Below are 23793 nucleotides of genomic sequence, written 5' to 3' on the forward strand. Positions count from 1 at the left end.
CTGGGGCCGGGCTCCGCCACGCCTGAAAGCTAAACTCGGAGCCATGGCAGATTCAACGTTCGACGTCGTCAGCAAGATCGACAAGATGGAGGCGGACAACGCCCTGAACCAGGCCCACAAGGAGGTCGAGCAGCGCTACGACTTCAAGAACGTCGGCGCCTCGATCGCCTGGAGCGGCGAGAAGATCCTGATCAAGGCCAACACCGAGGAGCGGGCGAACGCCATCCTCGACGTCTTCCAGTCGAAGCTGATCAAGCGCGGCATCAGCCTCAAGAGCCTCGACGCGGGCGAGCCCTTCGCGTCCGGCAAGGAGTACCGGATCGAGGCCACCCTCAAGGAGGGCATCGACCAGGAGCACGCGAAGAAGATCAACAAGCTCATCCGCGACGAGGCGCCGAAGTCGGTCAAGTCGCAGATCCAGGGCGACGAGCTCCGCGTCTCCTCGAAGAGCCGCGACGACCTCCAGGCGACCATGGCGCTCCTGCGCGGGGCCGACCTCGAGCTCGACCTCCAGTTCGTCAACTTCCGCTGAGGAATGACGCACACGGGAGCACGCGCGTGACCGCCGGAATCGACGAGCCCGACCGGCGGGGCCGCACCGGACTCGACAGGGACGGGCTCGACCTCGTCGGGAACCCCGACGTGGTCGTGAAGGAGGTCACCCTCCTCTCGAGCGACTGGTACGTCCTCCGCACCACCCGCTTCGACTACCGGCACCGCGACGGCAGCTGGACGAGCGAGCAGCGCGAGACCTACGACCGGGGGAACGGCGCGGCGGTCCTGCTCTACGACGCCGACGCGCGCACCGTCGTCCTGATCCGGCAGTTCCGCTACCCCGCGTACGTGAACGGCGACCTCGACGGGATGCTCCTCGAAGTGCCCGCCGGTCTCCTGGACGAGGACGGGCCCGAGGAGGGCGCCCGCCGCGAGGCGTCCGAGGAGACCGGACTCGAGGTCGGCCGGCTCGAGCACGTGTTCGACGCGTTCATGAGCCCCGGCTCGGTCACCGAGAAGCTGCACTTCTACGCCGGGCGCTACCGCGCGGGGACCCGCAGCGGAGCGTTCGCGGGACTCGCCGACGAGGGCGAGGACATCGAGGTCCTCGAGCTCTCGTTCGACGAGGCGCTGACCCAGATCGGCGTGCAGATCGTCGACGCGAAGACGATCATGCTCCTGCAGTGGGCGGCCCTGTCCGGCCCGTTCTCGCGCTGACCCGCGGACGTCGCGGCTCCGTGCGCCTCAGCGCGCGTACTCGGCGAGGGCGCGTCCGGTCAGCGTGTCCGCCGCCGCGAGCCCGGCCGGAGTCCCCTCGAAGACGATCGTCCCTCCGTCGTGCCCGGCTCCGGGCCCCACGTCGATGATCCAGTCCGCGTGCGCCATCAGGGCGCGGTGGTGCTCGATCACCACGACCGAGTTCCCGGAGTCGACCAGCCGGTCGAGCAGTCCGAGCAGTGTGTCGACGTCCGCGAGGTGCAGGCCCGTGGTCGGCTCGTCGAGCAGGTAGACGGATCCGGACGAGGCCATGTTGATCGCGAGCTTGAGGCGCTGGCGCTCGCCCCCGGACAGCGTGTTCAACGGCTGTCCGAGCGTGAGGTAGCCGAGACCGACGTCGACGAGACGGGCGAGCACCGTGTGCGCCGGTCCGCTCGCGAAGAACTCCGCGGCGTCGACGATCGGCATCGAGAGCACCTCGTGGATGTTCCTCCCGCGGAGGCGGTACTCGAGCACCTCAGCGGTGAACCGCTTGCCGTCGCACTCCTCGCAGACCGACGAGACCGTCGCGGCGGGGCCCAGCTCGGTGAAGATCATCCCGGCCCCCTTGCAGACGGGGCAGGCGCCTGCCGAGTTCGCGCTGAAGAGCGCCGGTCTCACATCGTTCGCCTTCGCGAAGGCCGCCCGGATCGCGTCGAGGACCCCGGTGTAGGTCGCCGGATTGCTGCGCCGCGAGCCGCGGATCGGCGACTGGTCGGCCACCACCACGCCCGGCCGACCCGCGAGCGAGCCGTGCAGGAGCGACGACTTGCCCGAGCCGGCGACTCCGGTGACGACGGTCAGCACGCCCAGCGGGACGTCCACGTCGACGCCGCGGAGGTTGTGCGTGGAGGCCCCGCGGATCTCCACCGCCCCGGTCGGACGGCGCACGGCCTCCTTCAGCGGGACGCGGTGACCGAGATGACGGCCCGTCAGGGTGTCGGACGTGCGCAGCTGCGCCACCGTCCCCTCGAACCGCAGCTCGCCGCCGTGCGCACCGGCCCTCGGACCGAGGTCGACCACGTGATCGGCGATCTCGATGATCTCCGGCTTGTGCTCGACCACCAGGACGGTGTTGCCCTTGTCCCGCAGGCGGCGCAGCAGCTCGATCATCCGCGAGACGTCGTGCGGATGCAGACCCGCCGTCGGCTCGTCGAAGACGTACGTGACGTCCGTGAGGCTCGATCCCAGATGCCGCACCATCTTGACCCGCTGCGCCTCACCGCCCGAGAGGGTGCCCGACTCCCGATCGAGCGACAGGTAGCCCAGCCCGACCTGGACGAGGGCGTCGAGCGTCCCGAGGAGGGTCTCGACGATAGGAGCGACGGACGGCGCCTGCAGCCCGCGGAGCCACGCGGCGAGGTCGGTCGCCTGCAGCGCGGCGCACTCGGCGATGTTCCGGCCCCCGATGCGCGACTCCAGTGCCGCGCGGGTGAGCCGGCCGCCTCCGCACTCGGGACAGGCGGCGAAGGTGGCCACCCGCTCGGCGAAGGCGCGGATGTGCGGCTGCGCCGCCTCCTTCGCCAGGTAGAGGCGGGTGACCTTCACCAGGAGGCCCTCGTAGGTCATCGTCATCCCGGCGATGGCCATCTTCGTGGCCGGACGGTGGAGGAACGCGTCCATCTGCTCGGGCGTGAAGTCGGCGATCGGCACATCGGCCGGATAGAGGCCCGACTCGGCGAGGCCCTTCCAGTACCAGCCGCCGACGACGAAGTTGGGGATCGCGTCGAGAGCGCCGCCCTCGAGCGACTTCGAGCGGTCGATCAGCGCGTCGAGGTCGATGCTCGACACCCGGCCCGTCCCCTCGCACCGCGGGCACATCCCCTCCGGCAGGTTGAAGGAGAACGCACCGCTCGTGCCCGCGTGCGGATCGCCGATCCCGCTGAAGAGGATCCGCAGCATCGTGTACGCGTCGGTCGCCGTGCCGACCGTGGACCGGCCGTTCGACCCCATCCGCTCCTGGTCGACGACGATCGTGGCCGACAGTCCGTCGAGCGACTCCACGTCCGGGCGGGCCGGCGACCCCATGAACTGCTGCACGAAGGCGGAGTAGGTCTCGTTGATGAGGCGCTGGGACTCGGCCGCGATGGTGCCGAAGACGAGCGACGACTTGCCGGAGCCCGAGACCCCGGTGAACACGGTGATCCTCCGCTTCGGGATGTCGACGTCGATCCCCCGGAGGTTGTTCTGGCGCGCACCGCGCACCCGGATGACGTCGTGGGGCGAGGCCGTGGTCATGCTGTCTCCGTCCAGAGCGGTGCCCGAATCCTAGAGGAGGTGCGCGGCGTCCGCGCCGGAACGACGAACGGCCCCCCGGAGTGCACCGGAGGGCCGTTCGGAGAGCACGCGTCAGAGCGCGACCGGCTCCGCCCGCGAGATCGCGATCATGTCCTCGCGAGGAACGACCTTCACGCGCGCACGGCCCTCGGGCTCGCCGAGCGCCATCTCGTGCTCGTCCAGCCGGTGCCAGCCGTCGAGATCCGTGTAGGCGATCTCCCGCTCCTCGAGCAGGGCGACCACGGCCGCCTCCTCGGGGTGCTCGGGCGTCCACCAGGACGCCTGGTCGTTGAGCACGTGCGCGACGGTCTCCATGGCGTCGGACTTGGTGTGCCCGATGAGGCCCACCGGTCCGCGCTTGATCCAGCCGGTCGCGTACACGCCGTGGACCTGCTGGTCCTCGTCGTCCAGGACCTGGCCCTCGCGGTTCGGGATCACGCCGCGCATCTCGTCGAACGGGAGGCCGTCGAGCGGCGAGCCGAAGTAGCCGACCGCGCGGTACACGGCCTGGACCGGGACCTCGCGGATCTCACCCGTGCCGCGCACTCCGCCCTCGCCGTCCGGCTCGGTGCGCTCGTACCGGATCGCGCCGACCCGACCGGATCCGTCGTCCACGAACTCGAGCGGCTTCGCCCAGAAGTGCAGGTGGAGACGACGCGAGGCGCTCCCGACCTCACGGGTGCGCCACTGGTTGAGCACCCGGTTGATGACCATGACCTGCTTGTTGGTCGCGATGGCGGCCTCCGAAGCGGGATCGAGGTCGAAGTCCTCGTCGGCGACGATCATGTCGACGTCGCGCAGCTCGCCCAGCTCGCGCAGCTCCAGCGGCGTGAACTTCACCTGAGCGGGTCCGCGGCGCCCGAAGACGTGCACGTCGGTGACGGGAGAAGCCTTCAGCCCCTCGTAGACGTTCGGCGGGACCTCGGTGGGCAGGAGGTCCTCGGCGTGCTTCGCCAGCATCCGCGAGACGTCGAGCGCCACGTTGCCGTTGCCGATGACGGCGACGGAGGACGCCTCCAGCGGCCAGGTGCGCGACACGTCGGGGTGGCCGTCGAACCAGCTGACGAAGTCGGCCGCACCGTAGGAGCCCTCGAGCTCGACACCCGGGACGTCGAGCGGAGCGTCCCGAACGGCGCCGGTCGCGAAGATCACGGCGTGGTAGTGCCGCTTGAGATCCTCGAGCGTGATGTCGGTCCCGAAGTGCACGTTGCCGAAGATGCGGATGTCGCCCCGGTCGAGCACCTCCCGCAGCGCGGTGATGATCCCCTTGATGCGCGGGTGATCGGGCGCGACGCCGTAGCGGACCAGGCCGTAGGGCGCGGGCAGGTGCTCGAACAGATCGATCGAGACGTCGTACTTCTTCTCGGCCTTGATCATGAGGTCGGCGGCGTAGATGCCCGCGGGACCCGCGCCGACGATGGCCAGCCTGAGCTTGGTCATTGCGTTCCTCCTGCCGGGGCGCCGCAGCGCACAACCGGTCTCTCTCCTGCGGCGCAGGGCGCGCCGCGACGATCGGGGTCAGCCGTTGCGCTCGACGACGGTGTCGGCGAAGCGCGTCAGCGCCTTGCGGACGGAGCCGTCGGGCAGCGGAGCGAGGGCGGCGACGGCCTCGTCGGCCCACCGGTGGGCCTCGGCGAGGGTCTGCGCGGTGACGTCGTGATCGCGCAGCTGAGCGATGGCGTCCGAGATGTCGGCGCTCTGCTCCTCCGTGTGCGCGATGGCGTCGTTCGAGCGGCTCACATAGCTCTCGATGCGGGCGAGGAGAGCCGCGGCGTCCCTATCGGAGGAGGCGCGCTCGCGCAGGCGCAGGATCGGCAGCGTCGACACGCCGGCGCGGATGTCCGTGCCGGGGTTCTTGCCGGTCTCCTCCGGCTGGGGAGAGAGGTCGATGACGTCGTCGACGATCTGGAAGGCGACGCCGATCTTCTCGCCGAAGACGCGCATGGCCTCCTCGTACTCCTCCGGAGCCTCCGAGAACGCGACTCCCGTGCGGCCCGCCGCGGCGATCAGGGACCCGGTCTTGTCGGCCAGGACGGACAGGTAGTGCTCGACCGGGTCCTCGCCGTCGGTCGGGCCGACCGTCTCGTGCAGCTGCCCGAGGACGAGCCGCTCGAACGTGTCGGCCTGGAGCCGGATCGCCTTGTCTCCGAGCTCGACCATCAGCTGGTTCGCGCGGGCGAAGAGCAGATCGCCCGTCAGGATGGCCACGTTGTTGCCCCACACGGTCTGCGCCGACGGGACGCCGCGGCGCTTCTCCGCCTCGTCCATGACGTCGTCGTGGTAGAGCGATGCGAGATGCGTGATCTCGATCGCCTGCGCACCGAGCAGGACCTGCGGCGTGTTGCCGCGGCCCAGCGACGCGGCCAGGAGGGTGAGCATCGGGCGCACACGCTTGCCGCCCGCCTCGAGGAGGTACCGGGTGGAGACATCGGCCACAGCGTCCGCGAAGGACAGCTGCCGGACGAGACCCTCCTCGACCTGCTCCAGACCCGCGTCGATCGCGCGGGCGAGAGCCCGGTCCGACGAGGAGGAGAAGATGCGCTCGGAGAGGCCGAGCTGCGCCGTCAGAGACGGGCTGCGACGGGCGACGGGCGCAGTGGCGTTCACAGGGAAACCCTAACGTCTCGGCCTGTGCGGACCCCGGTCGTCATCGGGTCGCCGCGATCGGCTTGACGCCGCGGTGCAGCGCCACGATGCCAGCGGTCAGATCGCGGTAGGCCACGCGCTCGAAGCCCGCCGCGCGGAGCCAGGCGGCGACGACGCTCTGCTCCGGCCAGGCCCGGATGGAATCGCCGAGATAGTCGTACGCAGGATTGTTCGACGACGCGAGGCGCACGACGGCGGGCATGACCGTCGACAGGTAGAAGTCGTACGCGGCGGCCAGCGGAGCGATCGGCGGAGTCGAGAACTCGCAGATCACGACCCGGCCGCCGGGCTTCAGCACACGCAGGAACTCGGCGAGCGCCGTCCTCGGCTCGGCCACGTTGCGCAGACCGAACGAGATGGTCACGGCGTCGAACGACTCGTCCTCGAACGGGAGGTCCATCGCGTCGGCCTGGACGAACTCGATCCGGTCGTTGCCCGCCTGACGGCGACGGCCGACGGCGATCATCCCCGGGGAGAAGTCGGCTGCGACGACCTGGGCGCCCGACCGCGCCAGCGACGCGCTCGACGTTCCGGTGCCGGCCGCGATGTCGAGGATGCGCTCACCGGGAGCAGGGTTGACGGCGCGAGTGGTCGCGATCCGCCAGAGCCGGTCGTTCCCCACCGAGAGGAGTCCGTTCACCAGGTCGTAAGCGGGAGCCACGGTGTCGAACATCGAGGCGACCTCGTCGGGCCGTTTGGTGAGGTCTGCCTTCGTCACGATCCGCAAGTCTACGGCGAGACGCGGGACGGCGGCTGTGCATCCGCCGTCCCGCGCCGGTCGGCGCGCTCCCCCCTGGGGAAGCGCCGGGACCGCCCCGCTCCGCCTCGCGCGGCGGCCCCGGACCGGATCACGGTAGCAACGGAGCCCTCCGCCCCGAGCCCCGCGGCATGGGACGTCCCATCCTCTGGCGCGGGCGTACCCTGCTGAGGTGACGCTCATCGGCGCTGGAACCCCCCTGCTGCGTGCGGAGACGACTCCACTCGACTCTCCGCAGTCGCTCCTCTCCCACTCCGACCCGAGGCGGCCCCTCCTCTGGCAGCGCGACGGCGCCGGCATCAGCGGACGCGGCGAGGCCCTGCGCCTCGAGTTCTCGGGCCCGGAACGGCTGCGGGATGCGGCGGCGGCCTGGCGTCGGCTCTGCGACGCGGCGACGGTGGAGGACCGGGTCGGACTGCCCGGGACGGGGCTGGTCGCGTTCGGGACCTTCGCTTTCTCGAGCCGATCCGAGGCGACGAGCGTGCTGATCGTGCCGCGCACCGTGATCGGGACGCGCGACGGCCGGTCATGGCTGACGCGGATCACGATCGGCGAGGCGGAGAGACCGTATACGCCGAGCGAGGAGCCGCTGGGGGCGGAGTACCACGTGCCGCTCTCGCCCGGTGCGCTGCCGCCGGACGGGTACCGCGCGGCGGTCGCTGCCGCGGTGGAGACGATCCGGGCGGGTGAGCTGTCCAAGGTCGTGATCGCGCGCGATCTGAAGGGACGGCTCCCGCCGGGGGCGGACCTGCGCCGGATGCTGGCTGCGCTCACCGAGCGGTACCCGGACTGCTGGGGCTTCGCCGTGGACGGATTCCTCGGCGCCAGTCCGGAGACGCTGGTCGCGGTCGATCGGGGCGAGATCTCGGCGAGGGTGTTGGCCGGCACGGCCGCACGAGGCGAGGATCCCCTCGCCGACGCGGACGTGGAGGCCGCTCTGCTCGAGAGTCCGAAGGACCGCTCGGAGCACGCTTTCGCTCTCGCCAGTCTGGTCCGGGAACTCGAGCCCCACACACGGGAGCTGACGGCGGGCGCCGCCCCGTTCACGCTCCGCCTGCCGAATCTCTGGCACCTCGCGACGGACGTGCGAGGAACTCTGGGCGACTCCTCCAGCGCGCTCGATCTCGTCGATGCTCTTCACCCGACCGCGGCAGTGGCCGGCACTCCGACCGCCGACGCCCTTGCGCTCATCGAGCACCTGGAGCCCTTCGACCGCGGTCGGTACGCAGGACCCGTCGGCTGGATCGACGGCAACGGCGACGGCGAGTGGGCTGTCGGACTCCGCAGCGCCGAGGTCACGGCCGAGGGCGCGGTCACGGCCTGGGCGGGCGCCGGCATCGTGGCCGACAGCGTTCCCGAGTCCGAGCTCGCCGAGACCCGCATGAAGTTCCGCCCGATCACCGACGCGCTGGCCTGACGCACGTCGGGAGTCGTTGAAGCCGTCGGCTACCCGGCGCCTACCCCGCCGGGTCCCCGTCGAGCCGGGGAGCACCCGGCCGTCGTCCTGCGCCCACCGGCGGTCGCCCGGGCAGCGCCGGCGGCCGGGTCGTCACGCGGCGGCCGGTCGGTGTGGTCCAGTCCGCTGTGCCGTCCGGATGGAGCAGATACGTCCACCGGTCGCCGTGGCGCACGTGGTGGTGGGCGACGCACAGGGAGGCGAGGTTGTCGGGAGTCGTCTCTCCCCCGTTCCGCCATTCGACGCTGTGGTCGGTCTCCGTCGAGGACGCCGGCCGGGTGCAGCCCGGGAAGCGGCAGGTCTGGTCGCGGAGGCGGACCAGCAGCCTCATCCTCGGCGGCGGGAGGCGGTGGCGGCGCCCGACGGAGACGACCGCGCCGGTCTCCTCGTCGGTCAGCACGGGAGTGAAGGCGGCGGCGTCGTCGATGAGCGCTCGCACCGCCTCGGCGGGGATCGGCCCGTAGCCGTCGAGCTCGGCGGCCGCCTCGTCGTCACCCGCGGCGGTGCTCGCCGCCACGGTGACTCTCACCTCGGCCCGCAGCCCGATCGAGGGCGCCGCGGCTCCCTCCGGAGTGGTCCCCGCCACGTCCCCGTGGCAGAGCAGGTCGGCCCACGCGTCGGCCCGGAGCTGCGCCAGCGTCCGCAGATCGCGGTCCCCTTCGGCGCCGTCCCGCAGATCCCTCGCGATGCGGTCGAGCCGGGCGAGCGCTCCGACGGCCTCGGGCGCGGGGACGTGCGCGCAGACCGTCGCCATGCCGTCGATCCCGGCTGTCATCCACACCCGGCGGTCCTCGCGGGCGCGAGCGTGCCGCTCGGCGAGGGGCTCGTCGTGCAGCTCCTCCCGCACCCGCGCGAGGGCGTGGCGCAGCTGCCCCGGAGTCAGCGTCTCCGCGAGGTCGACGGCCCGGTCGTCGTAGGCCGCGCGCGCCGCTGCCGGGAGGGTCGCCGCGACGGAGCAGACGAGCTGGCCGGCCTCCCAGCGCATACTGGCGTCGGCGAGCGCGGAGCGGGTCCGCGGCAGCTCCTCCATCAGGAGCGAGGCGTGCAGCAGCTCCCTGGCGGCGGTGCGCTCGGAGACCCCGAGGGCGACGGCGAACTCCGCTCGGATCGACCGTTCGACGAGGTCCGTCGCATCCTTGCTGTCCGTCGAGGAGCCTCGGGCGAACGCGTCGGGACAGGTCAGCGCCGCGCGGTGTCCCGCGTGCAGCGCCTCCGCCGCGGTCAGGAGCACCGGGGAGGCGCTCCTCGCGAGCGCCGACGCCCGGTCGCCGAGGGCGAGGACCTCTCCTCGCACGGTCTCCGCATCAGCCATGCCTCCAGCGAAGCAGCAGCAGACGAGCTGCGGAGCTCGAACGAGGCGTCCCCGGGAGAACAGCGTCCGACGACGACCTGTGGAGGACCGACCGACCGGACCCGTGCGGACTCAGCGCTCGAGCCGGATCTCCACGATGCCCGGCCCGTCGCCCGGCGAGGTCAGCGCCTGCTCCAGCTCGCCGCGCGTCGCCGCACGACGGTGGCCCCACCCGTAGGCGCGCGCGAGAGCCTCCAGATCGGCGTTCTGCGGGGTGAACTGCACGCGGTCGAACGCATCGGGATGCGAGCTCGATGCGACCTCGAGTCCGTCGAAGATCGTGCCGCCCCCGTCGTTCACGACGACGAGCTGCACGCGCGGGCGTCGCTCTCCGGGCGGGAGGAGGAGGCCGCCGGCCTCGTGGAGCAGAGTGAGATCGCCGAGGACCGCGCGGGTGACTCCGCCGGCTCCCTGCTCGGTCGCCTGCGAAGCCACCGCGATCCCGAGAGCCGTCGAGATCGTGCCGTCGATGCCGGCGAGGCCGCGGTTCGCCAGGACGGATATCCGCTTGCCCGGCAGGGTCCCGTCGGCGACGCGGATCAGCCGCGACGCTCCGAACAGCAGCCGGTCGTGCGGCCAGGTGACCTTCCAGACCGCGGCGACGACGAAGTCGCGGGTGAGCGGTGCCCTGATCGCGGCGAGGGCGTTGCGCGCGTAGCCGCGGCGGTCCTCGACCGACATCGACCCCGCGTCGGGCACCTCGTCCAGCTCGTCGGGGTCGACCGTCAGGGCGCGGCTCGCGGACACCCAGGATCCGGCCCAGGCGCGCTCGCCGCGCTCAGGACGCGGCGACCCCACGGGCCGGACCACGTCGACGCCTCCGACGCGGCGGGCACGCCGGCCGGGGTTGTAGAACTGCTCGCGCACGGCGTCCACGACGATCACCTCGACGTCCTCGCGCCGCAGCAGCTCGGGGACCTCGCGGGAGAGCGTCGGGTGTCCGAGCACGATCGCCCGGCGGATGCGTCCGCCGAAGTCGGGCTCGCCGAGCAGGCGCCGCCAGGCGACGACGAGCTGCGGTCCGAAGCGGGCGCCGGAGGAGACCTCGGCCAGCAGCGGCCAGTCGCCGGCGCGAGCGATCTCCTCGGCCGCGGCGCCCGCCTTGTCCCCGGCGATGACGACCGTGAGCGGCTCACCGGGACCGGCGGTCACGACGGCACGCGGGATCCCGGATCCGACAGCGGGCGACGAGACCGGTCCGATCCGCTCCATGTCGGGCAGAGCGGAGGAGAGCGGGTCGCGGAAGGAGAGGTTCAGGTGGACCGGCCCGCGTCGCGCCGCGGTGACGGCACGATCGGCGAGCGCCCGCGCGTCCTCGGGCCGGGAGCCGTCGTCCGGAGCAGCGACGTCCTCGAACAGCCGCACGGCACGCCCGTACAGCTCGCGCTGCTCGGCCGTCTGGTTCGAGCGGATGCCGCGCAGCTCGTCGGGCCGGTCGGCGGTCAGCACGATCATCGGCACGTCCGAGGCGTCCGCCTCGAGCACGGCCGGGTGCAGGTTCGCGGTCGCCGTGCCGGAGGTCGTGATCACGAGCGCCGGCATCCGGGATTCGAGGGCGAGGCCCAGCGCCAGGAACCCCGCGGAGCGCTCGTCGATCCGCACGTGCAGCCGGATGTCGCCGCGGGTCTCGAGCTCGGCCGCCACCAGGGCGAGCGCCTGCGAGCGGGAGCCCGGAGCGACGACGACGTCGCGGACGCCGAGCGCGACGAAGCGGGTGAGGAGGTCGACCGCGAATCGGGTGGAGGGGGCGACCGGCCGGTGCTCAGGCATCCCGGCGGCCGGGGCCGTCGGCCTCGCCCTGCTCGTCCATCTCGGCGAGGTCGCGCTCGAGCTGGGCGATGCGCTCTGCCTGCAGGCGCTCCTCCTCGGGGTCGCGCTCGGTGCGGAGGGTGCCGAGGAAGTCGGGGTCGTCGTCCGGAGCGGTGTAGCGGCGGCCGGCGGCGCGCTGCTTGCGGGGACGGCCGATCCAGAACCACAGTCCCGCACCGATGACCGGGAGGATCAGCACCACCAGGATCCAGGACCACTTCGGGATCGCCCGCACGGCGTGACGGTTGCTCATCGCGACGTCGATCACGGTGTAGACCGTGAAGACGGCGAGGGCCACGAGCAGGCCGATGACGAGGCGGATCATGGACACGAGTCTACGTCCGGCACCCCCGTCGGGGAGGGTCCGCACGGACGCTGGACAGGAGGCTCCCACGGTGCTCACGGAAGCGCGTGCAGGGGCCGACGTACACTGTCCCGGTGAAACTGAGCCGCGCGGTCGTCGTCTACTCGCTCCTGCGCCTGGCGATGTTCGCCGGCGTCTTCGTGCTGGTGTACCTGCCGGCGCGCACCTTCGTCGACTCGGAGCTGACGGCAGCGGTCACCGCGGGCTTCGTCGCCGCGATCGCGAGCCTGTCCCTCTCCTACATCCTGCTGAGGAAGCCCCGCGAGCGCATCGCGGAGGCGATCTACGAGCGCCGCAAGGACGTCCCGCGCGCCCCGACCGACGACGACGTCGAGGACGCCGCGGTCGACGCGACCCGCGACGACCGCTGAGCCGGGCGCTCCCGCCGGCGAGGCCTCCCCTCTGACGCGCTGACCCCGCTCGCACCAGGCCCGGCCCGCAACAGCCGATCTCACCCGAATCCGGCCCACCCGAGCCCGCCTGGTGCGAGCCGCCGCTCTAGAACGCCAGCGCCGCCCCGAGGATGACCGCGTAGGCGAGCCCGCCCAGGCTGGTCAACTGCAGCGCCAGGATGAGCTCCTTCGCCGTCTTCGCCGTCAGGGTGATCAGGATGGCCGGCAGGATCATCAGAAGCACGAAGAGCGTCAGCCATGCCAGCGGGTAGAACAGCGCGAGGATCACCGCGATGCCGAACGGGATCAGTACGAAGCCCGTGTAGATCGCGCGGGACACGGCCGGTCCCGCGAGGACCGCGAGGGTCCGCTTGCCCGAGAGGCGGTCGGTCGGGATGTCGCGGATGTTGTTGACCATGAGCACGGCGCAGGCGAACAGGCCCGCCGCCACGGCGCCGAGCCACGACTCCTGGTTGGTGCGGCCGATCTGCACGAACGTGGTGCCGACGGTGGCGACCAGGCCGAAGAACACGAAGACGAAGAGCTCGCCGAGCCCGAGGTAGCCGTAGGGGCGGCGTCCGCCGGTGTAGAACCAGCCGGCCGCGATCGCCGCCGCGCCGACGATCAGGAACCACCACTGCCCTGAGAGGGCGGTGAGCACGAGGCCGGCGACGGCCGCGATCCCGAAGAAGACCAGGGCGACGGTGAGCACCTGGCGGGGCTTCGCCGCTCCGGAGCCGGTCAGCCGCGAGGGTCCGACGCGGTTGGCGTCGGTGCCGCGCACGCCGTCGGAGTAGTCGTTGGCGTAGTTGACGGCGATCTGCAGGGCGAGCGAGACGGCCAGGCAGAGCAGGGCGCGCACCCAGTGCCAGCCCTCGTCGACGACCTGGGTCGCTCCGGTGCCGATGAGCACGGGGGCGACGGCCAGCGGGAGGGTGCGGAGGCGGGCGCCGGCGATCCACTCGCGGGGACCGGCGGGCTTCACGACGATCGTTCGCGGGCTGCCCCCGGGGCGGCCGCTGGAGGACTTCTTCTTGCGACTCGTACTCGACACGGAGGGAATCCTACCCACCGGCCCGTCGACGCTCGGAGCCGGTCAGCCCTGCTCGGCGAGCACCTCGAGGGCGCGGCGGTCGGGCTTCCCGGAGGCGAGGAGGGGGATGCGGCCGACGGGCAGCACGACCGCAGGAGCGGCGGCGCGCCCGAGGCGGTCGGCGATCAGGGTGCGCAGGTCGGTGAGCGCGGGAGCCTCCTCCGCCGTGACGACGACCGGGACCTCGCCCCACTGCTCGTCCGCCCGCCGCACGACGACCGCGTCGGGGACGGGCCCCTCGCGGAGCACGGCCTCGACGGCGTCGAGCGACACCTTCTCCCCGCCCGACACGATCACGCGGTCGAGCCGACCGGTCACCCGGAGGCGCCCGTCGACGATCGACCCCGCGTCGCCCGTGCGGTACCAGCGCTCCCCGTCGAGCTCGAGGAAGGCGGAGGCGCTGCGCTCGTGGTCGATCGCGCCGTCGGCGTCGAGGTAGCCCTCCGCGAGGGTCGGGCCGCCGAGCAGCACCTGCCCGTTCTCGACGCGCATCCGCACGTCGTGGAGCGGGACGCCGTCGTAGACGCAGCCGCCGGACGTCTCGCTCGATCCGTAGGTCAGGCGGATGCGCGCACCGAGGGCGGCGGCGCGGTCCCGCAGCGGCTGCGGCGTCGCCTGGCCGCCGATCAGGAGCGCGTCGAACGAGCGGAGCGCCTCGGCCGCGGCCGGATCGCGCTCGGCGAGGTCCAGCAGCCGCGCGAGCTGCACGGGGACCAGCGAGGAGTACCGCCGCTCCCCCGCCGGCATCGTCCGAGCGAGAGCGAGGAAGGCCGCCGCGTCGAAGCCGCCGGCCGGGAGGACGACCGGGTCGGCCTCCGCGGCCAGCGAGCGGACGAGCACCTGCAGTCCCGCGACGTAGTGCGTCGGCAGGCAGAGCAGCCAGCGTCCCGGCCCGCCGAGCTCGGCGAGGGTCGTGGAGGCGCTGGTGAGCAGGGCCGCTGTCGAGAGCGCGACCCGCTTGGGCGGCCCCGACGACCCCGAGGTCTCGACGACGGCGGCGACGCGCTGCGGCACGACGGCATCCTCGGAGGCGGTCGCAGCGCCGGGGGCGGAGACGCGGATCGCCGGGCCGCTGCCGTCCAGGGCCGCGCGAAGAGCGAGGAGGACGGCCTCGACCGTCGCGTCGACACCGGCGAGCGGGCGGGTCACCTGCGTGCCCTCCGGCTCAGAACTGCCACGGGAACGGCGACCAGTCGGGCTCGCGCTTCTCGAGGAAGGAGTCTCGTCCCTCGACGGCCTCGTCGGTGCCGTAGGCGAGGCGCGTGGTCTCGCCCGCGAAGAGCTGCTGGCCCACGAGGCCGTCGTCCACGGCGTTGAACGCGTACTTCAGCATCCGGATGGCCGTGGGCGACTTGGTGAGGATCGTCTCGGCCCACTCCACCGCGGTCGTCTCGAGCTCGGCGTGCGGGACGACCGCGTTCACGGCGCCCATCTCGTAGGCGCGCTGCGCGGAGTACTCCCGCGCGAGGAAGAACACCTCGCGCGCGGCCTTCTGCCCGATCTGGCGGGCGAAGTACGCCGAGCCGTAGCCCGCGTCGAAGGAGCCGACGTCGGCGTCCGTCTGCTTGAATCGCCCGTGCTCGGCGGAGGCGAGGGTGAGGTCGCAGACCACGTGCAGCGAGTGCCCGCCTCCCGCGGCCCAGCCGGGGACGGCCGCGATGACGACCTTCGGCATGAAGCGGATGAGGCGCTGCACCTCGAGGATGTGCAGGCGGCCGTTCCGCGCGGAGTCGATGCCCTCGGCGGTCTCGCCGTCGGAGTACCGGTAGCCGTCGCGGCCGCGGATCCGCTGGTCTCCTCCCGAGCAGAACGCCCAGCCTCCGTCGCGCGGGCTCGGGCCGTTGCCGGTGAGGATGACGACGCCGATGCGCGGGTTCGTCCGGGCGTCCTCGAGGGCGCGGAACAGCTCGTCGACCGTGCGCGGCCGGAACGCGTTGCGGACCTCGGGCCGGTCGAACGCGACCCGCGCGATGCGGCCGGAGCGGTCGTGGTGGTAGGTGATGTCCTCGAGTGCGTCGAAGCCGTCGACGGCCGCCCAGCGGTGCGCGTCGAACAGTTCGGAGACCTGCGTGCTCATGTCACGACCCTACTGATCCGGACTGCACGGCGACTCGACACCGCTCGGGCAGACGGAAGGGGACCCCGCTGACGCGGAGTCCCCTTGCCGGTGCTCGCCCCTACTTGGCGGCGGAGGTGGTGCGGTTCTCGGCCGACACCATCCAGGCGTACTGCTCGAGGCTCTGGATGATCGCGTGGAGGAGATCCGCGCTGGTCGGGTCCTCCTCGTCCACCTGGTCGTGGACCTCGCGCATGGTGGCGGCGGTGTTCTCGAGGCGGATCGTGACCAGGTCGACGGTCTCGGCCGTGTCGATCTCGCCGTGCGGGTACTCGGGGAGGGTGGTGGTCGCGGCGACGGTGTCGCTGCGGCCGTCCGGGATCCCGTGGAGGGCGCGCATGCGCTCGGCGATGTCGTCGCTGAACTCGCGCGCGGCCTCGATGATCTCGTCGAGCTGGAGGTGGAGGTCGCGGAAGTTCTTGCCCACGACGTTCCAGTGGGCCTGCTTGCCCTGGACGTGGAGCTCGATCAGGTCGACGAGGACGATCTGGAGGCTGTCGAGCAGCTCCTTGGAGGCCTTGAAGCCCTTCTCGGCGTTCTGGCGGCGGCTGGTCTTGGCACCGGAGCCCGCGGGGGCTTCGACGTGGCGTTCGAGGGTGGTGGTCATGGACCGTTCCTTTCTCTTGCAGTGCCGGGTGCGGTGTCCCGCCCCGAGTCTGGCTTCTTCGGCTGGACGGCGCCCGCACGCGCGGGGTGCGCGCGCTGGGCGGGGCCCGTGGTTGCAGGGATCAGATCGTGGCGACGGATCCGGAGTCGACGCGGTAGTTCGAGCCGTTCACGAACGAGGCGCGGTCGGAGCAGAGGAAGGCGATCACGGCTGCGACCTCCTCGGCCTCGCCCCGGCGCTTCAGCTCCATGTACGGCCGCTCCTCGTCGAGGAAGGACGAGATCGCCTCGTCGACCGAGGTGCCCCTCTGCTCGGCGCGCTTGGACATCATCGCGTCGGTCATCGGAGTGCGGATGAACGCGGGCGAGACCGTGTTCACGAGCAGGCCCTCCTGCGCGTAGGAGCGCGAGAGGCCCTTGGCGAAGGCGAGAACGCCCGCCTTCGCGGCGCAGTAGGGCAGTTCGTCGTCGTAGGGCTGCACGGCGTCCTCGGAGGCGGTGAGCACGAGCCGGCCCCAGCCTCCGGTGCGGAGGTCGGGCAGGAACTCGCGCACGAGCCGCACGGGACCGAGCAGGTCGACCTCAAGGGTGCTGGTCCAGCCCTCGTCGTCGATCTCGTGGAAGAGGCCCTGCGCCCCTGTGACTCCGGCGCACTGCACGAGGATGTCGATCGCGCCGACCGCTCCGGCCACGCGGCGATGCAGCTCGACGAGCTGCTCCGTGCTGGTGACGTCGGCGGCGAAGGCGTGCAGGCGGCCCTCCGGAGCGTCGAGCCCGGCCGCCGCCCGGTCCAGCTCCGCCTGGTCCTTGTCGGTGATCACGACGGTCGCGCCCTCGGCGAGGAGGAGCTGCGCCGTGGCCAGGCCGATGCCGGAGTCGCCTCCGGTGACGAGGGCGGTGCGGCCGGTGATCCCGAGATCCATGCTGAGGTGCTCCTTGTGGGTGCGGTGCGAGGGGGTGGTACCGGTCTACGCCCCTCGGAGCCGGCCCTCAACGGGTTGCGCGGACGCCGTCGGCGGGGTTACGCGCGGCCGACCTTCTCCGGCGCCAGCTCCTCGATGGTGATGGCCGCGTTGATCAGCGCGAGGTGGCTGAGCCCCTGTGGCAGGTTGCCCCAGAAGGCCAGGTCGTCGACCGCGATCATCTCGGACATGATCCCGACGTCGTTCGGGACCGTGGCGACGAGCTCGTCCATCAGGGCGACCGACTCGTCGTGCCGACCGACGCAGGCCAGGGCGGACGCGAGCCAGAACGAGCAGGCCACGAACGGGTGCTCCTCGCCCTCCATGCCGGAGTAGCGGAACAGCAGCGCGCCGCGGCCGAGCTCCTTCACCAGGGCGTCGATGGTGGAGATCATCCGCTCGCCGCGCTCGTAGCCGCTGGGCGCGTGCAGGAGCACCGAGGCGTCCAGCTCCTCGCTGCCCGGGTACATCACGTAGGAGCCGAGCTCCTCGGACCAGCAGTGCTCCTCGATCCACTCCCGGATGCGGTCGCGCTCGAAGCGCCATCGGTCGGGGCTGCCCGCGACCTGGCCGAGCTCCGCCAGGTGCACGGCCGCGTCGAGCGCCTGCCAGCAGCCCATCTTCGAGGAGGTGTAGTGCTGCTCCTCCTCCAGCTCCCACATTCCTGCATCGCGGTTCCGCCACAGGTCGCAGGTGGTGTCGGCGACGCGGGCGAGGAGCCGACCGGTCTGGATGTCGAGGACGTTGCCCTCGTCGACGTAGATGCGGCAGATGTCGAAGAGGTCGCCGAAGACGCCCAGCTGCAGCTGGCTCTGCGCTGCGTTGCCGGCGACGACCGGGCCGATGCCGGCGTAGCCCGGGACGTCGAACTCCTCCAGGACGGTCGGCATGGAGCCGTCGAGTCCGTAGAAGATGTGCAGGTCCGGCCCGTGCTCCTTGATCGTGCGGAGGAGCCAGGACAGCGCGGCGTGCGTCTCCTCGCGCAGGCCGAAGCGCACCAGCGCGTGCATCGTGTACGCGGCGTCGCGCACCCAGGCGAAGCGGTAGTCCCAGTTCTTGCCGCCGTTGGGCGACTCCGGGAGCGACGTGGTCGCGGCCGCGGCGATGGCTCCTGTGGGCGAGTAGATCAGCAGCTTGAGCGCGAGGGCGCTGCGCTGGACGGCCTCGGACCACGGGCCGTCGTAGGAGAACTCCTCCGACCAGTCCTGCCAGCTGCGGATGGTGCGGTCGATGCCGCGGTCGACGTTCTTCGCGACCGGGAAGTGCAGCGGCTCGTCGTGCGTGGCCGACACGACCAGGACGTGCCGCACGGCGTCCTTCCCCGCGGTCACGACGAAGGAGCCCGTCAGCTCGTCGCCGGCGCCGGAGGGCGCGTCGTCGCCGTCGGGCCCGTGCTCCTGCCCGGTGACGCCGATGGTGATGTCTCCGGCGCGGATGAGCGAGCGGCCGTCGGCGTTCTGGATCCACGGGGAGAACCGGCCGAGTCCCGTTCCGGGACGCACGGCCCAGCGCATCCGCACCTCGCCGTCGACACCGTCCACGCGGCGCGCGAGCTCGGCCCACGGGAGGCGGCCCGCGATCCCGGTGACGAGCGCGTCCGTCACGCGGACGGTGCCCGACTCGGTGGTGAAGGTGGTCTCGAGGACGTTCGTGTCGCGGATGTAGGCGCGCGAGACCTCGGCGGGCTCCTCGGGGGCGAGCTCGACGCAGCCGCCGGACTCGGCGTCGATCAGGGCGGCGAAGGCGGGGGTGGAGCCGAGGTCCGGGACGGGCATCCAGTCGACGCCGCCGTCCTTCGCGATCAGGGCGACCGTGCGACCGTCTCCGATCGCGGCGTAGTCGCGCAGGGGCCTGGTCGAGCGGGGTGCAGCCATCCCCTCACCGTAGGGCGCGGGCGGTGCGCCGATTCGGGCTTGCGGGCGGACGGGCTTGCTTGTAGCGCCCGGTCAGGTCGTGGCGACTCCGCCGTACTCCTCGAGGCGGTCGGTGAACTCGCCGCGGTCCTCGTCCTGCAGGACCCCGTTCGCGTACCCCGCCAGGAACGCGCCCTGCGGGTCCGGCGAGAGGCCGACTCCGTCGAGCATGTCGGCGACCAGGCCGGTCGGATCGGCGTCGAGGTCGACGAGGCCCAGCTCGATAGCGGGCACGAGGTCGGCGGAGGAGCGCGCGGTGACGATCCAGAGCGCGGCCGAGGCCTCCTCGTCCGAGAGGTCGCCGTCGAGCTCGTAGCCCGCCTCCGACCACTCCTCGGGGGTGTCGGCCACCTCGACGTCGTCGAAGCCGAGGGGCGAGAGCGCTGCGGTGAAGCGGTCGACCGCCGCATGCCTGTCGGCGTCGGTCGAGACGTCGGCGGCGGCGTACTCGGTCGCCGAGATGTAGTCGTAGAGGAGGGAGGGCCCGCCGTAGGCGTTCTGCGACTGCTCGTAGTACTCGTCGTCGGCCGAGGTCCACTCCTCGGGGACGGCGCCCTCGACGGCCGCGACGGCCTTCTCGGCACTCGCGCGCACGTCCTCCGCGGACGGCTGGCCGAGGATCGTCGCGGCGTCGCCGTCCTGGTAGCCGGGGTAGTCGTAGAGCGGATCGGACGGGTCCCCGCTGCCGAACGGGTCGTCCGTCGGGTCGCCGAACGGCTCGGACGGAGCGCTCGTCGACGCGCTGCCGGCGGCGGAGTCGAGCGCGCCGCCCACTCCGACGGCGACGAGCGTGCCGAGCACGCCGGTGTAGACGACGCCCACGAGGAGGCTCGTGCCCAGCGCGATCCAGGCGCCCCTGCCGAGCGGGCGGTGGGAGGGGACGGAGCCCTGCGTCGGGCCCGGGGCGGGCGCGGGCGGCGGGCTCATCGGCATCTGGCTCATCGCACTCCTCCGGACTCCAACGGCAGCCTCGTCAGTCTGGCACCTCGGCGGTCGCTCGGAGGAGGGACCCCGGGGGCTTGCGCGCGCGTCGCCGACCTCCTGCGCCCGGGTGGCCACCGCGTGGCCCCGGCCGGTGGACAATGGCCGGATGGACGACGTCGTGCCCGCCTCCCCGCTCCCCTCCCTCGGCGAGATCGACGCGGGACTCCGCGTCGTCGCTCTGCCGCTCCGCACCCGCTTCCGCGGCGTCGACAACCGCGAGATCGCGCTCGTGCGCGGCCCCGAGGGCTGGACCGAGTTCTCGCCCTTCCTCGAGTACGGCGCGGAGGAGTCGGCGGCGTGGCTCCGGGCGGCGATCGACTACGGCTGGAGCGAGCAGCCGGCACCGCTGCGCGACCGCATCCCGGTGAACGCGACCATCCCGGCCGTCGCACCGCACGAGGTCGCCGCCGTGCTCGCGAGCTACCACGGCTGCCGCACGGCGAAGGTGAAGGTCGCCGAGCGCGGCCAGACGCTGGCCGACGACGTGGCCCGGGTCGTCGAGGTCCGCCGCCTGCTCGGTCCGGAGGGCCGGATCCGCGTGGACGCGAACGGCGGCTGGAACCTCGACGAGGCCGAGCACGCCGTCCACGCCCTCGCGGAGTCCGACCTCGAGTACGTCGAGCAGCCGTGCGCGAGCGTCGACGAGCTGGCGGAGCTGCGCTACCGGGTGAAGTACATGGGCATCCCGATCGCCGCCGACGAGAGCGTCCGCAAGGCCGCCGATCCACTCGCCGTCGCCCGGGCCGGAGCCGCGGACCTGCTGGTCGTGAAGGCCCAGCCGCTCGGGGGGACGCGCCGGGCGCTGGCCCTCGTCGCCGAGGCGGGGCTGCCGGCGGTGGTCTCGAGCGCGATCGACAGCTCGGTCGGACTCGCCATGGGCGCCGCCCTGGCCGCGGCGCTCCCCGAGCTGCCCTTCGACTGCGGACTCGGCACCGCGTCCCTCCTCGCCGCGGACGTCACGGAGCGGCCGCTGCGGCCGGTGGACGGCGGGATCCCCGTCGGCCGCGTGGAGGTCTCGGAGGAGCTCCTCTCCCGTCACGCCGTGTCACCGGAGCGGCTCGCCTGGTGGCGGGCGCGGCTCCGCGACTCCTACGCGCTGCTCTGATCGTCGGCGGCGGGCGCCGTGTCGGAGGGGCGGCAGAATGGGAGCGTCGGCCGCCGGTGCCCGACGCGTCCCCCACCCTCGAGCATCGGAGCCCCGTGAGCGCATCGACCGTCCCCGTCTTCCTCGACTGCGACACCGGCATCGACGACTCGCTCGCTCTGGCGTACCTCCTCCGCTCGCCCCGGGCCCGCCTCGTCGGGATCAGCACGGTCAGCGGCAACACCGACGCCCGCCGGGCCGCGGTCAACAGCCTCGGCCTGCTGGCGCTGGCCGGCCGCGACGACGTGCCGGTCGCCGTGGGGGCGCACCACTTCCTCGAGGAGGACTACGCCGGCGGATCTCCGCACGTGCACGGCGACGACGGCATCGGCGGGGTCGCGCTGCCCGAGGGCGGCGCGCCGGTCGACGAGGATCCGGCCGACCTCCTCCTCCGTCTCGCCCGCGAGCACGAGGGCGAGCTGCGGCTGGTCGCGATCGGCCCGCTGACGAATCTCGCGCTCGCCCTCCGCGCGCACCCGGAGATCGCGTCCCTCGTCCACTCGGTGACCGTGATGGGCGGAGCCGCGCTGGTCCCCGGCAACGTGACCGCCGTGGCGGAGGCCAACATCTGGCACGACCCTGCGGCCGCCGCCGAGGTCGTCGCGGCCGACTGGGATCTGACGCTCGTGCCCCTGGACGTGACCATGCGGCACCTGCTGACGGAGGAGGACCGCGCCGTCCTGCTCGCGTCGCCCGATCCCCTCGCGCAGGCCATCGGGCAGGCGCTCGACTTCTACTTCGACTTCTACGTCGGCCACTTCGGTGAGCGCACCGCTGCCATGCACGACCCCATGGCCGCCGCGATCGCCGTCGACGCCGTCGCCCTCACCTCCGCCCCGCGCGTCCACGTCACTGTCGACGCCACCCACGGCCCCGGCCGCGGCCAGACCGTCGCCGACCTCCGCGGCATTTACCGCGGCGTCCATCCCTCCGACGCCCGCACCCGCGTCGTCCTCGCCCTCGACGCCCCTTTCGCCCCCCACCTCATCGACGTCGTCACCGCCGTCTGACCCGCGCGGGGCCACCCGAAGCCCGTCCGTGCCCCCGGCCCCGACACGCCCGTTCCTCGATCAGCACGCACCGACCCGGCGCTTCCGTACGCGGGAACTCGACAGGCTCGCTCCGAGCGTTCGTGTCAGGGGATCTCGATACTCGCGCTGCTCACTACTCGATCAGCATGTCCCGTCGACCGCCGTCCCCCCGCCCTCCCGCGAAGCGCAGCTCCCCAGAACCCGACCGCGCAGCGGAGCGCTCCCCCACGGCGACCGCTCCCCCACGGCGACCGCACCCCCACGGCGATCGCGAAGCGGAGCCCACCCACCTCGGCGACCGCGGAGCCCACGCTGACCCGACCGCGAAGCGGAGTCCACCCACCACCGCGACCGCGAAGCGGAGCACTCCCCCGCGGCGAACGCGAAGCGGAGCCGTCCCCAGTGCGCGTCCTGGTGGGCGGTCGGCGGGGCGTGGTGGGGTCGATCGCAAGGCGGAGGCGTCGGGCGTAGCGGCGCTACGTTCGTCGCCGACAACGCCGCGAGGGGCCCCACCAGGCCCCGCCGACCCGATTACATGCCGGTGTCGAGGCCGGAGTAGGCATGGAGTCCCTTGAAGAACACGTTGACGACGCCGAAGTTGAACATGACGGCGGCGAAGCCGACGATGGCGAGCCAGGCGGAGGGGGTGCCGCGCCAGCCGCGGGTGGCGCGGGCGTGGATGTAGCCGGCGTAGATGGTCCAGATGATGAAGGTCCAGACCTCCTTGGTGTCCCAGCCCCAGTAGCGGCCCCAGGCCTTCTCGGCCCAGACGGCGCCGGCGATGAGCGTGAAGGTCCAGAGGATGAAGCCGAGGATCGTGACGCGGTAGGCGAGGTTCTCGAGGGTGAGGGAGCTGGGCAGGGTGCGCAGGAAGCGGAGGACCGAGCGGGGGCTGTCGCCGGAGGATTCGCGGCGGGCCTGGAGGAGCTGGGTGACCGAGAGCGCGAAGCCGAGGGCGAAGAACGCGGTGCCGAGGATCGCGACGAGCACGTGGATGACCAGCCAGTAGGACTGGAGTGCCGGCGGGAGCGGGACGACGGCGACGTAGTAGTTGACGGTCGCGATGCCGAGGAGCACCAGGACGAGGCCGGTGATGAACGCTCCGAGGAAGCGGAGGTCCCAGCGCAGCTGGACGGCGAGGAAGACGCCGATGATGATGAGCGTCCCGGTCATCGAGAACTCGTACATGTTCGCCCAGGGGACGCGGCCGGCGGCGACGCCGCGGAGGACGGTCGCGCCGAGGTGGAGCACGAAGCCGAGGAGCGTGAGCGAGAACCCGATGCGCATGGTCTTCGAGCGGGCGGGGGCGCGGTAGACCTCGTCCTCGACGCGGCTGCCGATGCGGGAGAGCGTCGCGGTGCGTCCGGAGCCTGCGGCGGCGACGGTGGCCTTGCCGCTGGCCGCGCGGTCGGCGGCGGCCGCGGAGGCGACGCGCTCCGCCTCCTGTACGACCTCGATCGACTCGCCGTCGGCCAGGGAGGCGCGGCGGGCGAGGTCGATCGCGAAGAAGACGAACGCCATGGCGTAGATGCCCATGGCGGAGGAGAGGCACAGCACCGAGTACTGCGAGAGGGTCGCGATCACCTCCTCAGGGTAATCGCTCGCCGCCCCGCCCGCCCCTTCGCGCTTGCACAGACTCGG

General features: G+C 72.4%; 21 protein-coding genes. 6 read left to right on the top strand and 15 right to left on the bottom strand.

Annotated features, from left to right (window positions below; translation table 11 throughout):
• Positions 1-43 precede the first annotated feature (43 nt).
• Both C5C29_RS02525 and C5C29_RS02530 read left to right on the top strand, forming a co-directional pair.
• Entirely contained in the window at positions 44-532 is a 489-nt protein-coding gene (locus C5C29_RS02525) for a YajQ family cyclic di-GMP-binding protein (protein ID WP_104223606.1), read from the top strand.
• 26 nt (positions 533-558) lie between these two features.
• On the top strand, positions 559-1212 hold the full coding sequence (locus C5C29_RS02530; protein ID WP_104223605.1) for an NUDIX domain-containing protein: 654 nt from the start codon (positions 559-561) through the stop codon (positions 1210-1212).
• 27 nt (positions 1213-1239) lie between these two features.
• On the opposite strand, the gene C5C29_RS02535 is transcribed toward C5C29_RS02530, so the two are convergent.
• The 4 genes from C5C29_RS02535 to ubiE form a co-directional block, all read right to left on the bottom strand.
• The gene (locus C5C29_RS02535) at positions 1240-3489 is read right to left on the bottom strand and encodes an excinuclease ABC subunit UvrA (protein WP_104223604.1); all 2250 of its coding nucleotides are present in this window, start codon (positions 3487-3489) and stop codon (positions 1240-1242) included.
• Between the two features lie 111 nt (positions 3490-3600).
• A complete protein-coding gene (locus tag C5C29_RS02540) occupies positions 3601-4968 on the bottom strand; it encodes an FAD-dependent oxidoreductase (RefSeq protein ID WP_104223603.1) in 1368 nt (455 codons plus the stop codon).
• A 78-nt stretch (positions 4969-5046) separates the two neighbouring features.
• Positions 5047-6135: a polyprenyl synthetase family protein gene (locus tag C5C29_RS02545; RefSeq protein WP_104223602.1), complete on the bottom strand. Its 1089-nt coding sequence runs from the start codon at positions 6133-6135 to the stop codon at positions 5047-5049.
• Positions 6136-6175: 40 nt separating this feature from the next.
• Positions 6176-6892 (bottom strand): bifunctional demethylmenaquinone methyltransferase/2-methoxy-6-polyprenyl-1,4-benzoquinol methylase UbiE, encoded by a 717-nt coding sequence (gene ubiE / locus C5C29_RS02550; RefSeq protein ID WP_104226060.1) that lies wholly within the window; start codon positions 6890-6892, stop codon positions 6176-6178.
• Between the two features lie 211 nt (positions 6893-7103).
• On the opposite strand from ubiE, the gene C5C29_RS02555 reads away from it, so the two are divergent.
• On the top strand, positions 7104-8348 hold the full coding sequence (locus C5C29_RS02555; RefSeq protein ID WP_374953261.1) for an isochorismate synthase MenF: 1245 nt from the start codon (positions 7104-7106) through the stop codon (positions 8346-8348).
• A gap of 40 nt (positions 8349-8388) precedes the next feature.
• Here the strand turns inward: C5C29_RS02555 and C5C29_RS02560 are convergent, their stop codons facing one another.
• The 3 genes from C5C29_RS02560 to C5C29_RS02570 form a co-directional block, all read right to left on the bottom strand.
• A complete protein-coding gene (locus C5C29_RS02560) occupies positions 8389-9699 on the bottom strand; it encodes an HNH endonuclease signature motif containing protein (RefSeq protein ID WP_104223601.1) in 1311 nt (436 codons plus the stop codon).
• Between the two features lie 111 nt (positions 9700-9810).
• Complete coding sequence (gene menD / locus C5C29_RS02565; RefSeq protein WP_104223600.1) at positions 9811-11508, bottom strand: 2-succinyl-5-enolpyruvyl-6-hydroxy-3-cyclohexene-1-carboxylic-acid synthase; 1698 nt, start codon at positions 11506-11508, stop codon at positions 9811-9813.
• Complete coding sequence (locus C5C29_RS02570) at positions 11501-11872, bottom strand: PLD nuclease N-terminal domain-containing protein (protein ID WP_104223654.1); 372 nt, start codon at positions 11870-11872, stop codon at positions 11501-11503. Before C5C29_RS02570 ends, menD begins: the two co-directional genes overlap by 8 nt.
• 113 nt (positions 11873-11985) lie before the next feature.
• Here C5C29_RS02570 and C5C29_RS02575 point away from each other — a divergent pair, with 113 nt between their 5' ends.
• Positions 11986-12282 (top strand): DUF4229 domain-containing protein, encoded by a 297-nt coding sequence (locus C5C29_RS02575; protein ID WP_104239140.1) that lies wholly within the window; start codon positions 11986-11988, stop codon positions 12280-12282.
• A gap of 127 nt (positions 12283-12409) precedes the next feature.
• Here the strand turns inward: C5C29_RS02575 and C5C29_RS02580 are convergent, their stop codons facing one another.
• The 7 genes from C5C29_RS02580 to C5C29_RS16980 all read right to left on the bottom strand — a co-directional run bounded on the left by C5C29_RS02580 (position 12410) and on the right by C5C29_RS16980 (position 19935).
• Entirely contained in the window at positions 12410-13357 is a 948-nt protein-coding gene (locus C5C29_RS02580) for a 1,4-dihydroxy-2-naphthoate polyprenyltransferase (RefSeq protein WP_374953057.1), read from the bottom strand.
• Between the two features lie 42 nt (positions 13358-13399).
• The gene (locus C5C29_RS02585) at positions 13400-14545 is read right to left on the bottom strand and encodes an AMP-binding protein (protein WP_104223597.1); all 1146 of its coding nucleotides are present in this window, start codon (positions 14543-14545) and stop codon (positions 13400-13402) included.
• 16 nt (positions 14546-14561) lie between these two features.
• Positions 14562-15473 carry a 1,4-dihydroxy-2-naphthoyl-CoA synthase gene (locus tag C5C29_RS02590; RefSeq protein WP_068255374.1) on the bottom strand — a complete coding sequence of 304 codons (912 nt, stop codon included), beginning with the start codon at positions 15471-15473 and terminating at the stop codon, positions 14562-14564.
• A 100-nt stretch (positions 15474-15573) separates the two neighbouring features.
• Positions 15574-16119 (bottom strand): Dps family protein, encoded by a 546-nt coding sequence (locus C5C29_RS02595; protein ID WP_104223596.1) that lies wholly within the window; start codon positions 16117-16119, stop codon positions 15574-15576.
• 121 nt (positions 16120-16240) lie between these two features.
• Entirely contained in the window at positions 16241-17041 is an 801-nt protein-coding gene (locus C5C29_RS02600; protein ID WP_104223595.1) for an SDR family NAD(P)-dependent oxidoreductase, read from the bottom strand.
• Between the two features lie 98 nt (positions 17042-17139).
• On the bottom strand, positions 17140-18954 hold the full coding sequence (locus tag C5C29_RS02605; protein WP_104223594.1) for a glycoside hydrolase family 15 protein: 1815 nt from the start codon (positions 18952-18954) through the stop codon (positions 17140-17142).
• A gap of 72 nt (positions 18955-19026) precedes the next feature.
• Positions 19027-19935: a hypothetical protein gene (locus C5C29_RS16980; RefSeq protein WP_181074938.1), complete on the bottom strand. Its 909-nt coding sequence runs from the start codon at positions 19933-19935 to the stop codon at positions 19027-19029.
• 148 nt (positions 19936-20083) lie between these two features.
• Between C5C29_RS16980 and C5C29_RS02615 the strand changes: the two genes are divergently transcribed.
• Both C5C29_RS02615 and C5C29_RS02620 read left to right on the top strand, forming a co-directional pair.
• Positions 20084-21082 carry an o-succinylbenzoate synthase gene (locus C5C29_RS02615; protein ID WP_104307921.1) on the top strand — a complete coding sequence of 333 codons (999 nt, stop codon included), beginning with the start codon at positions 20084-20086 and terminating at the stop codon, positions 21080-21082.
• Positions 21083-21177: 95 nt separating this feature from the next.
• Entirely contained in the window at positions 21178-22131 is a 954-nt protein-coding gene (locus C5C29_RS02620; RefSeq protein ID WP_104223592.1) for a nucleoside hydrolase, read from the top strand.
• Positions 22132-22683: 552 nt separating this feature from the next.
• Here C5C29_RS02620 and ccsB read toward each other — a convergent pair.
• A complete protein-coding gene (ccsB, locus tag C5C29_RS02625; protein WP_104224871.1) occupies positions 22684-23688 on the bottom strand; it encodes a c-type cytochrome biogenesis protein CcsB in 1005 nt (334 codons plus the stop codon).
• Positions 23689-23793: the final 105 nt, after the last annotated feature.

Origin of the sequence: Rathayibacter sp. AY1H2, assembly GCF_002931985.1 — a bacterium.
Lineage (GTDB): Bacteria > Actinomycetota > Actinomycetes > Actinomycetales > Microbacteriaceae > Rathayibacter.